Source organism: Nocardia sp. CNS-044, assembly GCF_059570515.1.
The window spans coordinates 976276-988784 of record NZ_JCANSX010000005.1 but is presented as its reverse complement, the minus strand read 5'-3'; the positions used below and the strand labels follow the sequence as shown (position 1 = coordinate 988784).

Here is a 12509-nt window from a genome sequence, read left to right as displayed (position 1 = left end):
TAACCTACCAAGCACTTGCTTTGTAGAGTGCGTGCATAAGTACTCGCGTGAACGGTGAGGAACACCCGTGACAACCCCTGCACAAACGACACCGCTGGCCCTGCAAGACGCCGCGCGGACCTTCGGCGCCGCCCCCGCACTGGCCGACGGCGACGTCCGTCTCGACTGGACCCAGCTACTCGCCGCGGTCCAGGAGGCGGCGCGCGCGCTGATCGCGCGCGGCGTGCAGTCCGGCGACCGGGTGGCCATGTGGGCGCCGAACACCTATCACTGGGTGGTCGCCGCGCTGGCCGCGCACTACGCCGGCGCCGCCTTGGTGCCGCTGAACACCCGCTACGTCGCCGACGAGGCCGCGGACGTGCTGTCCAGGGTCGAGGCGAAGGCGCTGTTCATCGCGGGCGGGTTCCTCGGCCGGGACCGCCTCGCGGAACTACAGGCCGCCGCACCCGAATTGGCCATCCCCACCATCGTGGTGATTCCCGTCGAGCCGGGCGGCGAGACGACGAGCACCGATCCGGCCGTGCTGAACTGGTCCGATCTCGCGGTGATCGCCGAGACCGTCCCGGTCGAGGACGCCGAGAAGCGCGCCGCCGCGGTGGACGCCGAGGACATCTCCGACATCCTGTTCACCTCCGGCACCACCGGCCGCAGCAAGGGCACGCTGGTCGCGCACCGGCAGGCGCTGTCGGTGGTCCGGGCCTGGGCCGAGTGCACCACACTGAACAGCGACGACCGCTATCTCGTCGTCAGCCCGTTCTTCCACAATTTCGGTTACAAGGCGGGCATCCTGTCCTGCCTGGTCACCGGCGCGACGATCATCCCGCAGGCCACCTTCGACGTGCCGCAGACGATGCGACTGGTCGGCCAGGAGAAGATCACCGTGCTGCCCGGGCCGCCGACGATCTACCAGACGATCCTGGACTTCCCGGACCGCGACTCCTACGACCTGAGCACCCTGCGGGTGGCGGTCACCGGTGCGGCGACGGTGCCGGTGGTGCTGGTCGAGCGGATGCGGTCGGAGCTCGAATTCGGCGTCGTCATCACCGGTTACGGCCTCTCCGAGGCGGCCGGGTTCGGCACCATGTGCCGCGCCGACGACGACGCCGAGACCATCGCGACCACCTGCGGCAGGCCGATCGCCGACTTCGAGCTGAAGCTCAGCGACGCGGGCGAGGTGCTGCTGCGCGGCCCCAACGTCATGCTCGGCTACCTGGACGATCCGAAGAGCACCGCCGAGACGATCGACGCGGACGGCTGGCTGCACACCGGCGACATCGGCACGCTCGACGAGCGCGGCTACCTCCGGATCACCGACCGGCTCAAGGACATGTACATCTCCGGCGGCTTCAACGTCTATCCGGCCGAGATCGAGCAGGCGCTGGCGCGGCTCGACGGTGTGGCCGAGTCGGCGGTCGTCGGCGTGCCCGATGCCAGGATGGGCGAAGTCGGCAAGGCCTACGTGGTGCGCAAGCCCGGCTCGGCGCTGACCGAGGACCAGGTGCTCTCGCACGCCACCACCGTGCTGGCGAATTTCAAGGTGCCGCGCTTCGTCGAATTCCGCGACCAGCTGCCCTACAGCGCCGCCGGGAAAGTGCTCAAGCGTCAATTACGTGAGGAGAAGTCGTAATGCCAGACCAACCCGCTGCGGAGCGCTCGGACGAACCACCGCACGGCTCGGTGCCGGACGAAGGCGAGGTCGTCACCTACGAGCGGCGCGGCCGGGTCGCGATCGTCACGATGAACCGGCCCGACTACCGCAACGCGCAGAACTCGGTGATGACCTACGCGCTCGACGCCGCCTTCCAACGGGCCGTCGAGGACGATGAGGTCGGCGTGATCGTGTTGGCGGGCAACGGCAAACACTTCAGCGCCGGGCACGACATCGGCACGCCGGGCCGCGACCACCACGTGCGCTACGAGAACAAGGCGACGCTCTGGTGGGACCACGTCGACAAGCAGGGCGGCGACCAGCGATTCGCCAGGGAGTCCGAGGTCTACCTCGGCATGTGCCGCCGCTGGCGGGAGATGCCCAAGCCGACCATCGCGATGGTGCAGGGCGCCTGCATCGCGGGCGGGCTCATGCTGGCCTGGGTCTGCGATCTGATCGTCGCCTCCGAGGACGCGTTCTTCTCGGATCCCGTGGTGCGCATGGGCATTCCGGGTGTGGAGTACTTCGCGCACCCGTGGGTAATGGGACCGCGCGCGGCCAAGGAGTTCCTGTTCACCGGCGACCGCTTCGGCGCGGCGCAGGCCAAGGAATGGGGCATGGTCAACCGGGTGGTCCCGCGCGCCGAACTGGAGGCCGAGACCATGGCGCTGGCCGAGAAGATCGCCGCCATGCCGCGTTTCGGCCTCGCGCTCACCAAGAAGGCGGTCAACCAGGCCGAGGACCTGATGGGCATGCGCACCGGCATGGATTCGGTCTTCGGGCTGCATCACTTCGCGCACGCGCACAACGCCGAGGTCGGCGCGGACTCACTGGGCGGCATGAACGCCAAGACGATGAAGGCCAGTGCGAGCACGGCCGAACAGAACGGGACGACGTAGTGGATCTGGATCTGGACCAGGCGACGCAGGAATTCCAGCGGGAAGTCCGCGAATTCCTCGCCGCCGAAAAGCCCTCGACGCCATTGCCTTCGATGGATACGAAGGCCGGTTTCGAGGCGCACCGCGACTGGGAGCGCACACTGGCCGACGCGCGGTTGTCGGTGGTCTCCTGGCCGAAGGAGTACGGCGGGCGCGACGCCTCGCTGCTGGAATGGGTGCTGTTCGAGCAGGAGTACTACGCCGCGGGCGCGCCGGGGCGGGTCAGCCAGAACGGCATCTTCCTGCTCGCGCCGACATTGTTCGAGCACGGCACTCCCGAGCAGCTCGACCGCATCATGCCGCGCATGGCGCGCGGCGACGACATCTGGGCGCAGGCCTGGTCGGAGCCCGAGGCGGGCAGCGACCTGGCGGGCATCCGGTCGACGGCGCGGCGCACCGAGGGCGGCTGGCTGCTCAGCGGTCAGAAGACGTGGAGCTCGCGGGCGGCGTTCGCGGACTGGGCCTTCGGCCTGTTCCGCAGCGATCCGGAGGCGGAGCGGCACAAGGGACTCACCTATGTGATGTTCCCGCTCACCGCCGACGGCGTCTCGGTGCGGCCGATCCCGCAGCTGGACGGTGAACCCGGCTTCGCCGAGATCTTCCTCGACGACGTCTTCGTGCCGGACCGCGACGTCATCGGCGCGCCGGGCGAGGGCTGGCGGGTCGCCATGAGCACCTCGAGCAACGAGCGCGGTCTCTCGCTGCGCAGCCCCGGCCGGTTCAGCGCCACCGCGCGACGGCTGGTCGACCTGTGGCTGGACAGTGGCGACCGCACCAACACCGCCCAGCGCGACGCCGTCGTCGACGCGTGGATCGGCAGCGAGGCCTACCGCCTGCACACCTTCGGCACCGTCACCCGGTTGAACGAGGGCGGCAAGCTCGGCGCGGAATCCTCGATCACCAAGGTGTTCTGGTCCGAACTCGACATCGCCATGCACGAGACCGCGCTGGACGTGCTCGGCGCGGCGGGCGAACGGTCCGGGCCCTGGACCGACGGCTACCTGTTCTCGCTGTCCGGCCCGATCTACGCCGGTACCAACGAGATCCAGCGCAATATCATCGCCGAGCGCATCCTCGGCCTACCGAGAGGGAACGGCCGATGAGATTCGCGCTGAGTCCGGAACAGATCGATTTCGCCGCCAGTGTGCGCAAGCTGCTGGACGCCGGACGCACGCCGACCGCGGTCCGCGCGTGGGCAACCGGTGACCAGCGGCCGGGCCGGGCGCTGATCCGGCAGCTCGCCGGTGCGGGCGTGCTCGGCCTCGCGGTCGATGAGGCGCACGGTGGCGTCGGCGCGGATCCGATCGACCTCGTCGTCGCGTTCGTCGAGATCGGCCGGTCCGCAGCCCCGGGACCGTTGGTCGAGACCGCCGCCGCGATTCCCGTTCTGCTGCAATCGCTCTCGGATTCCGCGGCGGCCGAGCGCTGGCTGCCCGGGCTCGCCGAGGGCACCGCGCTCGGCACTGTCGCCTTCGCCACCCCTGGCACCGATCCGGTCGCGCTGGACGCCGATGTCGCCGACGTGACGCTGCTCGTCGACGGCGCACAGGTGTTCTCGGCCGAGCGTGGCGCGGCGATCCGCTCGGTGGACCCCGCGCGGAAGCTGTTCGCGGTGACGGCCGCCGAACTCGTCGCCAACGACGACCGGGTGCTGGAGGCGGGCGCGGTCGCGTTCGACACCGGCGCGCTGGCCGCCGCCGCCCAGCTGCTCGGCGCCGGTCGCGCGCTGCTGCACGCCGCCACCGAATACGCCAAGCAGCGCAAGCAGTTCGGCAAGCCGATCGGTGAATTCCAGGCCGTGAAGCAGAAACTCGCCGACGTGCTCATCGCGCTCGATCTGGCCGAGCCGCTGCTCTACCGCGCCGCGCTCACCATGGGCGAGCCGACCCGCAGCCGCGACGTGTCGGCCGCGGTGCTGGCCTGCGGCGACGCCGCGCACACCGCCGCGCGAGCCGCATTGCAGGTGCACGGCGCGATCGGCTACACCGCCGAGTACGACCTGTCGCTGTGGCTGACCAAGGTCACCGCGCTGCGCGCCGCGTGGGGTACGCCGGACCTGCACCGCGCCAGGATCGCCCGCGCACTGCGCGACGAGGCCGTCCGGGACCGAGCGATCAGGGGTACCGCATGAGTGAAGGCAGTGAGCGAATCATGCGCCAGCGCGCCTCGCGCATGCCGGAGCCGAGCGTCAGCGAGGTGCAGGCATGAGTGAGCACGAGGAATTCGCCGCCTCGGTACGCGCGCTGCTCACCAAGCACGCGGGCCGCGACGCCGTGCGCGCCGCGATGGACACCGAACTCGGCTACGACCCGAAGCTGTGGCGGCTGCTCTGCGAGCAGATCGGCGTCGCGGCGCTTGCCGTGCCCGAGGAGTACGGCGGCTTCGGCGCTTCGCTGGTCGAATCCCTGCTGGTGGTAACCGAACTGGGCCGGACGCTGGCGGGTGTGCCGATGCTCGGTTCGGCCGTGCTCGGCGCGCAGGCCGTTTTGCTCTCCGGCGACGAGGACGCCTGCGCGCGACTGCTGCCCGGCGTCGCGGAAGGCACGACGACGCTCGCGGTGTGCTGGGCGAGCGCGACCGGCTGGGACGTGCCCGGTGTGCACGCCGATGGCGAGAAGCTGTCCGGCACAGCTCATTACGTGCTGGACGGCGTGCAGGCCGATACGTTGCTCGTGGTCACCGCGAGCGGGCTTTTCGAGGTAGAGGCGGGCGCCGCCGGGATCACCCGGCGTCCGGTCGCGACCATGGACCCGACGCGCAAGCTCGCCGAGATCGGCTTCGACGGCGTCGCCGCGCGCAAGCTCGGCACCGGCGATCCGGTCGCGCTGACCACGCGGCTGCGCGAGATCGCTTGGGCCGCAGTGGCCGCCGAGCAGGTCGGGGCGGCCGAGCAGTGCCTGGAGATGACGGTCGAATACGCCAAGTCCCGGGTGCAGTTCGGGCGCGTGATCGGCAGTTTCCAGGCGCTCAAGCATCGGATGGCCGATATGTACGTGCTGCTGGAGTCGGCCAAGTCGGCGTCCTACGCCGCCACCGCCGCGGTCGCCGAGGGGCTTCCGTCGGCCGCCGAGGACGTGTGGGTCGCGCGGACGCAGTGCTCCGAGGCGCTGACCGAGATCGTCTCCGAGACCGTGCAGCTGCACGGCGGCATCGCGATCACCTGGGAGCACGACGCGCACCTGTTCTTCAAGCGCGCGCACGGCGACGCCCAGCTCTTCGGCACGCCGCACCGGCCGCTGGCGCATACCTAGCGCCAGCGCTTCGCGGGCCCCGGTGAGTCCTCGACTCGCCGGGGCCTTCGCCGTTCTTCCACACACCTTCCACACGGTTCACATAGGCACCGCCTATGTGAGGAGTGTGAAAGGTGTGTGGAAGCGAGTTGGCGGTGCGCAGTGCACGGCGGTCGGCGGTGGGCTGTCTCACGGTAGATAGATAGTTAGCTTATGTAATAATATTTGGGTGCAGCATGCTCCCTTGACGACAGCAGACATCGTGGTCGATCTCCTCGTCACCGCGGGCAGGCTGACCCGGCTGGCCGGGGCGATCGGCGACGACGATCTGCCGCGAGCCGTGCTGCGGGCCCTTGCCGTCCTGGACGAGCACGGCGCGGTGCGGGTCAGCGAATTCGCCAGGATCGATCGATGCTCCCAACCGGCGGCAACGGCGCTGCTCGGGCGGCTCGTCGAAGACGGATTCGCGACGAGGACCAAGGACCCCGAGGACTCGCGGGCGGTCGTCGTCGACCTCACCCCGGCCGGACGCGAGCGACTGGCCCGAGCCCGCGCCGCCTACGGCACGGCCATGGCCGCCCGGCTCGCCGAATTCGACGTCGAACGACTCGAGCGAATGGATACCGATCTGAACGAACTGCTGGAAGCGCTGAAAAAGGTGGCTCCCCAGCACGATCCGTCGAGGGAACACCTATGAGCGAACGAAGTGAGCGAGGCGCAGGCATGAGCACCGTGATCACCCGCGCCGATACCAGCGCGCCAACGTCGACCAAACAGCCGAAGGCGGTCTGGGCGGTCGCCTTCGCCAGCGTCATCGCCTTCATGGGCATCGGCTTGGTCGACCCGATCCTGAAGCCGATCGGCGAGCAACTGCACGCCTCGCCGTCGCAGGTCTCGCTGCTGTTCACCAGCTACATGCTGGTGACGGGCGTTGCGATGCTGGTAACGGGCGTGGTGTCCAGCCGCTTCGGCGCGAAGAAGACCTTGCTCGCCGGTTTGGCCATCATCGTCGTGTTCGCGGCGCTGGCGGGCATGTCCGGCACCGTCGGGGAGATCGTCGGTTTCCGCGCGGGCTGGGGTCTCGGCAACGCGCTGTTCATCGCGACCGCGTTGGCCACCATCGTCGGCGCGGCGAGCGGCGGCGTCGCGCGCGCCATCATCCTGTACGAGGCGGCGCTCGGCATCGGCATCGCGACCGGCCCGCTGGTCGGCGGCGTGCTCGGCGGAATCAGTTGGCGCGGACCGTTCTTCGGCGTCTCGGTGCTGATGGCGATCGCGTTCGTCTGCATCGTCGTGCTGCTGCCCGAGGGCCCGAAGCCGGAACATCGCACCTCGCTCGCCGCACCGTTCCAGGCGCTGCGCCACCGCGGACTGCTCACCGTCAGCATCACCGCGCTGCTCTACAACTTCGGCTTCTTCACCCTGCTCGCCTACACCCCGTTCCCGCTGGACATGGGCACCTACGCGATCGGCTTCATCTTCTGCGGCTGGGGCATTCTGCTCGCGATCGCCTCGGTCTTCCTGGCTCCCGGCTTGCAGCGCCGGTTCGGGACGCTGCCGATGATGGGTCTCGCGCTCGGGTTGTTCGCCGCGGACCTCGCGGTGATGGCGCTGTTCGCGGAGCACAAGACGGTGCTGATCGTCGGCACGGTGCTCGCCGGTCTGTTCCTCGGCGTGAACAACACCCTCATCACCGAGGCCGTGATGATCTCCGCGCCGGTGGAGCGTTCCACCGCGTCGGCGGCCTACAGCTTCGTCCGATTCGCCGGTGGCGCTGCCGCGCCGTGGCTGGCGGGCAAGCTCGGCGAGCACAGCATCGCGCTGCCGTTCTGGGTGGGCGCGGCTTGCACCGCCGCCGCCGTGCTCGTCCTGGTGGTGGGACGTGCCGCGCTCGCCCACATCGACGAGCACGATCCCGCGCCGCATTCGGTGGAAGAGGCGCAGGCGATCACCGTCGGCGACTGAGATTTTTCGCGGGCCCCGCTGTCGCGGCGGGGCCCGTTTCGGGGTCCGGAACCTGTCACCCGTTCGGCGTACCGTCGAGAATATGACCGAAGAGCAGCGAGGCCGCGTCAAGGTCGCGACCAGCCAGAAGCGAGTCCGGGTTTATCTCGGCGGGCACCTGGTGGCCGATACGGACCGCCCGGTGCTGGTATGGGAGATCCCCTACTACCCGACCTACTACATCCCCGTCGCCGATCTGCGCGCCAAAATCGAGCCGAACGGCGAGACCACCCATTCCCCCAGCCGTGGCGAGGCCACGGTGTACGACGTGATCGTCGACGGCGTCACCGCGCCGGGAGGCGCGCTGCGCTACCACGATTCCCCGCTGCCGGAACTGAACGAGCTGGTCCGGCTGGACTGGGACGCCATGGGCGACTGGTTCGAGGAGGACGAGCCGGTCTACGTCCATCCGCGCGATCCGTATTCACGCGTCGACATCCTCGGCAGCTCCCGGCACATCCGGATCGAGATCGGCGGCGTCGCCGTCGCGGACTCCCACAGCCCGCGCATCCTCTTCGAAACCGGCCTTCCCGCACGCTATTACCTCCCCCTCACCGACGTGCGCCTCGACCTCCTACATCCCTCCGACACCCACTCCCGCTGCCCCTACAAGGGCACCGCCGACTACTGGACCGTCCGCATCGGCGACAAGGAATACCCCGACATCGCCTGGGTCTACCGCACCCCGCTACCCGAGAGCCAGAAGATCGCGGGCATGGCGTGCTTCTACAACGAGAAGGTCGACGTCTGGATCGACGGCGTGCTCGAGGAGCGCCCCCGCTCCCCCTTCAGCTGAAAACCCCTCGACGCCGGATATACGCGCTGATATCTTCGATATACGCGGAGATATCAGGAGGTGCGCCATGGCTCGGACGGTGATCGACCTCGATGACGAACTCGTCGCCGAGGTCGCCAAGGAACTCGGCACCGGCACCAAGAAGGACACCGTCAACGCGGCGCTGCGGGAAGTCCTGGAGACCCGCCGCCGGGCGCTGGCGCTCACCCGTTTGCAAGATGCCGTCGCCGAGGGCGCTTTCGACCTGGACATCCTCGAGAACAAGCGGGACTACCGGCGGTGAGTGCGGCGCGGTTCCTGATCGACACCAGCGCGCTGGTTCCGATCATGCGCCAGGATCCGGATTCCTTTGCCTGGCAACGCGCGGTCGCCGCGGGACTGGTCGCGATCTGCCCGATCGTGGAACTCGAGTTCTTCTACACCGCCCGCTCCGCCGCCGACCGCGAACGCACTATCGACGACATGCGCGTGCTATTCGGCTGGGAACCGGTCGACGACCGCGCCTACGCCCGAGCCTGGGAAGTCCAGGGCGAACTGACGAAACGCGGCAAGCACCGCAGCGCGGGCCCGGTCGACCTCGTCCTCGCCGCCACCGCCGAACTCCGCGGCCTCAGCCTCCTCCACCGCGACCACGACTTCGACCAGATCGTCGCCATCACCGGCCAGCCCCACCGCTGGCTCGGCAAAGGCGACAACGACTTGGATTAGTCGGCGGCGCCTCGCCTTTTTAGGGGATTACGAGGAGCAGTTGGGGCGCCACCCGCTGCGACAGCACGAAGGCGGCGATCGCTGTGGTGACCGAGATGTTCAGATTCATGACGGTCCGCTGCCCACGGCCGATCTCGTCCAGCTCGTTGCGCAACGCGACGAACTCCGCCAAGGCCGCGTCCAATACCCGCCGCGCCGACTCGTCCGCGGTCGTGCTCACGGGACCTCCCCTCCCGAGCGAACGGCGATAGCTCATGCGCACCGCTGATATTCATGATGCCGGATGGCTCCCCCGCCGAACGTCGGTTTCTAGACGAGACTTCCAGATTCCCCTGCGTTCACCTTCCAAGACGAAACTCCCCTTTTCCGCCGCACGCACCGGAACTTCACCGGACACCCGACCCAGCCGGCGAGGTCGGACCGGCCGCAGCGCCTCGGCAGCGCGCGGCAGCGCGTCACACGGCGATCGGGGTTTGGGTGGGGGTGCGGCGGTGGTGGCCTGGGGCCTCGCCGTAGGCGCGTTTGAAGGCCTTGGCGAAGGCGAATTCGGAGGTGTAGCCGACTTTTCGGGCGATGGTGTGCAAGGGGGCGTCGGTGTCGCGGAGGAGGCGGGCGGCGGTGAGGAGGCGCCAGCGGGTGACGTAGGAGAGTGGGGGTTCGCCGACGGTGGCGGTGAAGCGGCGGGCCAGGGTGGCGCGGGAGACACCGGCGATGTCGCTGAGGTCGGGGACGGTCCAGGCGCGGGCCGGGTCTTCGTGGACGGCGCGCAGGGCGGCGGCGACGGCGGGGTCGGCGAAGGCGGCCGCCCAACCGGTGGGGTGGGCGTCGGCCTGTTCGTCGAACCAAGCGCGCAGGATGAACAGCAGCATGGTCTCCAGCAATGCGGGCACCGCGGCATCGCTGCCCTGGCGCGGTTCGGCGATCTCGGCGGCGAGCAGATCCACCGCACCGCGCAGCGCGGGATGACGGCCGGGGCGGGCGGGCAGGTGGATGAACTCGGGCAGTTCGTCGAGCAGCGGGTGCGACCGGGCCCTACCGAGTTCGTATGCGCCGCAGAGTAGTTCGGCCCGCAACCCCGGCCCGGGGATCTCGCGCGGCTCGCCGGGCCGAGCGGTTTCGGTGACCGGGCTCTCGAGATTGTCGACCAGATCGTGATCGGCGCCGCGCGGCATGAACAGCACGTCGCCGACACCGAGCGCGATCGGTTCACCGCCGGGCGGGACCGCCCAGCAGGATCCGCGCAGCACGACATGGAACCCCGCGCCGGGCACCACCGGATAGCGGCGACCCCACGGCGCGTGCCTGATGAACAAGCCGGACGCCGGATAGCCGGTGCGAATGGCCGCTATGGTCTCGCTGAGGATGTCCACGGCAGCAACAATACGCTCAGTTGTTGAGCGTTTCAGACATGAATGTGAGCTTGTAAGCCATTCATTTGCTCGCATCGTGCCCATAAGGTCATTTGCATGACACAGCGGACGACCTCCCCCACCATCGCCGTCTACGGCGCCACCGGCCACACCGGCGGCCACCTGCTCGCCGAACTCCACCGCCGCGGCCTCACCCCGATCCTGGTGGGCCGCAACGCCGATCGCATGCGTGCCGCCGCCGAAGCCGCGGGCCTGACGAACGCCGAAATCCGTGTCGCCGACCTCACCGACCACGCCGCCCTTGCCGCCGCGTTCACCGGCGCCGACGCGGTGATCAGCAGCCTCTCCGCCTACGTGCGCAACGGCGAACCGGTACTGGCCGCCGCCATCGCCGCGGGCGCGCACTACACCGACATCTCCGGCGAACAGCTGTTCCTGAAGAAGGTCTTCGACGATTACGCCACCGAGGCCGAAACAGCCGGTGTAACAGTCGTTTCCGGTATCACGGACAACAATATCGCGGGCGACCTGCTCGCCAATCTCGTCGCGCGCCGGGTGAACGGCCCGGCGGAGATCGTCATCAGCCACCTGAGCAAGAGCGGGGGCAACGGCTCGAAGGGCAGCGCCAAGACGGTGTTCGCCAGCCTCGACTGGTTCAGCAGCGGCGGTTGGCATTTCGCGGACGGCGAGCTGCGCACCGGTCCCGCGCGGCATCCGGAGATGACCTTCCCGGGAGACTCCGCGCCCACCGCCGTCGGGAAGTTCCCGCAGCCGCCGGTGCTCACCGTCCCGCGGCACACCGAGGTCGCGTCGGTGGAGGGCGTCCTCGCCGCCGAGATCCTCAGCACGCTGGGCTCTTTCACCGAGGAGCTCATCGAGCAGATTCCCGACGAGCCGAGTTCGGACCTGCGCTACCAGGTGATCGTGGACGCGCACAGCGACGGCCGGGTGGTGCGCGGCGTGGTCGACGGTGTGGACTCCTACCGTGATTCCGCCCTGCTCGCCGTCGAGATCGCGACCCGATTGGCCGCCGGGTCCGCCAAGCCGGGCGCGCTGGCACCGGCCGAAGCGTTCGAGCCCGCCGAATTCCTCGACGCCCTCGCCCGTTTCGGCATCACGTGGCGCATCGAGGAGTCCTGAGCTCAGCGAGTGGCGAGTTTCGCCGCCACTGGGTCGCCCCGAGCGGAACAAGCTGGACGAAGTCAGCGCGCTGCGAGTCCTCCGCCACCAGGCCGGCCCCGAGCGGAACTAGCCAGCCGAGCCCGGCATCGGGTGAGGACCGCGCGCGACCTCCTCCTCCGCGCCGAGCCGGTCGAGCACGGCGACGAGGCATAGAGTCGAGAGATGACCGACGACCGGCCCGCGCTGGCCATCGCACTCGACTTGACGCCGCACCCCGAGGGCGGCTGGTATCGCCAAACATGGCGCAGCCCGGTGGAATTCACGCCCGACGGCTATCCGGGATCGCGCGCCGCGGCGACGGCGATCCATTTCCTGCTGATGCCGGGTGAGCGCTCGGCCCCGCACACGGTGCGCTCCGACGAGCTGTGGCTCTGGCACCGCGGCGGACCGCTCGCGCTCGACATCGGCGGCGAGGAAATCGTCCTCGGTCCCGATGTCGAGCGCGGTCAGCTGTTGCAGGCCGTGGTTCCCGGCGGTGTCAGCCAGGCCGCGCGGCCGCTCGGCGACGAGTACGTGCTGGTGAGCTGCATCGTCGCTCCGGGCTTCGATTTCGAAGACTTCCGGCTCGACTGAGCCGTCGCCCGCCGCGCACGGCCCGAGCGAACGCGGAGGAAGCCGCGCACGGCCGGAGCG

At 69.3% G+C, this 12509-nt stretch carries 14 protein-coding genes; 12 read left to right on the top strand and 2 right to left on the bottom strand.

From position 1 onward, the window contains the following. The first annotated feature begins 67 nt into the window (after nt 1–67). From T333_RS05530 to T333_RS05485, 10 genes are all read left to right on the top strand, one after another. On the top strand, nt 68–1627 hold the full coding sequence (locus T333_RS05530; protein WP_496423827.1) for a FadD3 family acyl-CoA ligase: 1560 nt from the start codon (nt 68–70) through the stop codon (nt 1625–1627). Continuing rightward, nucleotides 1627–2547, top strand: coding sequence for an enoyl-CoA hydratase (locus T333_RS05525; RefSeq protein WP_496423826.1), 921 nt, complete (start codon nt 1627–1629; stop codon nt 2545–2547). The genes T333_RS05530 and T333_RS05525 overlap by 1 nt, the downstream gene beginning before the upstream one ends. After that, nucleotides 2547–3689 carry an acyl-CoA dehydrogenase family protein gene (locus T333_RS05520; protein ID WP_355000394.1) on the top strand — a complete coding sequence of 381 codons (1143 nt, stop codon included), beginning with the start codon at nt 2547–2549 and terminating at the stop codon, nt 3687–3689. The genes T333_RS05525 and T333_RS05520 overlap by 1 nt, the downstream gene beginning before the upstream one ends. Continuing rightward, entirely contained in the window at nt 3686–4717 is a 1032-nt protein-coding gene (locus T333_RS05515; protein WP_357246429.1) for an acyl-CoA dehydrogenase family protein, read from the top strand. Before T333_RS05520 ends, T333_RS05515 begins: the two co-directional genes overlap by 4 nt. 73 nt (nt 4718–4790) lie before the next feature. After that, the gene (locus T333_RS05510) at nt 4791–5837 is read left to right on the top strand and encodes an acyl-CoA dehydrogenase family protein (RefSeq protein ID WP_496423825.1); all 1047 of its coding nucleotides are present in this window, start codon (nt 4791–4793) and stop codon (nt 5835–5837) included. A gap of 223 nt (nt 5838–6060) precedes the next feature. After that, nucleotides 6061–6513, top strand: a complete 453-nt coding sequence (locus T333_RS05505; protein ID WP_496423824.1) for a MarR family winged helix-turn-helix transcriptional regulator — start codon at nt 6061–6063, stop codon at nt 6511–6513. A gap of 26 nt (nt 6514–6539) precedes the next feature. Further along, nucleotides 6540–7781 carry an MFS transporter gene (locus tag T333_RS05500; protein WP_355000398.1) on the top strand — a complete coding sequence of 414 codons (1242 nt, stop codon included), beginning with the start codon at nt 6540–6542 and terminating at the stop codon, nt 7779–7781. A gap of 82 nt (nt 7782–7863) precedes the next feature. After that, complete coding sequence (locus T333_RS05495; RefSeq protein WP_355000399.1) at nt 7864–8616, top strand: DUF427 domain-containing protein; 753 nt, start codon at nt 7864–7866, stop codon at nt 8614–8616. Between the two features lie 67 nt (nt 8617–8683). Then, entirely contained in the window at nt 8684–8899 is a 216-nt protein-coding gene (locus tag T333_RS05490; RefSeq protein ID WP_496423823.1) for a type II toxin-antitoxin system VapB family antitoxin, read from the top strand. Continuing rightward, the gene (locus T333_RS05485; protein WP_357246444.1) at nt 8896–9324 is read left to right on the top strand and encodes a PIN domain nuclease; all 429 of its coding nucleotides are present in this window, start codon (nt 8896–8898) and stop codon (nt 9322–9324) included. Before T333_RS05490 ends, T333_RS05485 begins: the two co-directional genes overlap by 4 nt. Before the next feature lie 19 nt (nt 9325–9343). Here T333_RS05485 and T333_RS05480 read toward each other — a convergent pair whose 3' ends face one another. Both T333_RS05480 and T333_RS05475 read right to left on the bottom strand, forming a co-directional pair. Further along, on the bottom strand, nt 9344–9544 hold the full coding sequence (locus tag T333_RS05480; RefSeq protein ID WP_357246447.1) for a hypothetical protein: 201 nt from the start codon (nt 9542–9544) through the stop codon (nt 9344–9346). Between the two features lie 235 nt (nt 9545–9779). After that, nucleotides 9780–10694 carry an AraC family transcriptional regulator gene (locus T333_RS05475; RefSeq protein ID WP_496423822.1) on the bottom strand — a complete coding sequence of 305 codons (915 nt, stop codon included), beginning with the start codon at nt 10692–10694 and terminating at the stop codon, nt 9780–9782. 96 nt (nt 10695–10790) lie between these two features. Here T333_RS05475 and T333_RS05470 point away from each other — a divergent pair, with 96 nt between their 5' ends. After that, nucleotides 10791–11834, top strand: a complete 1044-nt coding sequence (locus tag T333_RS05470; protein ID WP_496423821.1) for a saccharopine dehydrogenase NADP-binding domain-containing protein — start codon at nt 10791–10793, stop codon at nt 11832–11834. A gap of 204 nt (nt 11835–12038) precedes the next feature. Then, entirely contained in the window at nt 12039–12449 is a 411-nt protein-coding gene (locus T333_RS05465; RefSeq protein ID WP_496423820.1) for a cupin domain-containing protein, read from the top strand. The last annotated feature ends 60 nt before the right edge of the window (nt 12450–12509 follow it).

Coding starts and splice junctions, on each gene's coding strand:
- T333_RS05525 (WP_496423826.1), top strand. CDS start 1,627: ATGCCAGACCAACCCGCTGCGGAGCGCTCGGACGAACCACCGCACGGC.
- T333_RS05515 (WP_357246429.1), top strand. CDS start 3,686: ATGAGATTCGCGCTGAGTCCGGAACAGATCGATTTCGCCGCCAGTGTG.
- T333_RS05510 (WP_496423825.1), top strand. CDS start 4,791: ATGAGTGAGCACGAGGAATTCGCCGCCTCGGTACGCGCGCTGCTCACC.
- T333_RS05500 (WP_355000398.1), top strand. CDS start 6,540: ATGAGCACCGTGATCACCCGCGCCGATACCAGCGCGCCAACGTCGACC.
- T333_RS05495 (WP_355000399.1), top strand. CDS start 7,864: ATGACCGAAGAGCAGCGAGGCCGCGTCAAGGTCGCGACCAGCCAGAAG.
- T333_RS05490 (WP_496423823.1), top strand. CDS start 8,684: ATGGCTCGGACGGTGATCGACCTCGATGACGAACTCGTCGCCGAGGTC.
- T333_RS05470 (WP_496423821.1), top strand. CDS start 10,791: ATGACACAGCGGACGACCTCCCCCACCATCGCCGTCTACGGCGCCACC.
- T333_RS05465 (WP_496423820.1), top strand. CDS start 12,039: ATGACCGACGACCGGCCCGCGCTGGCCATCGCACTCGACTTGACGCCG.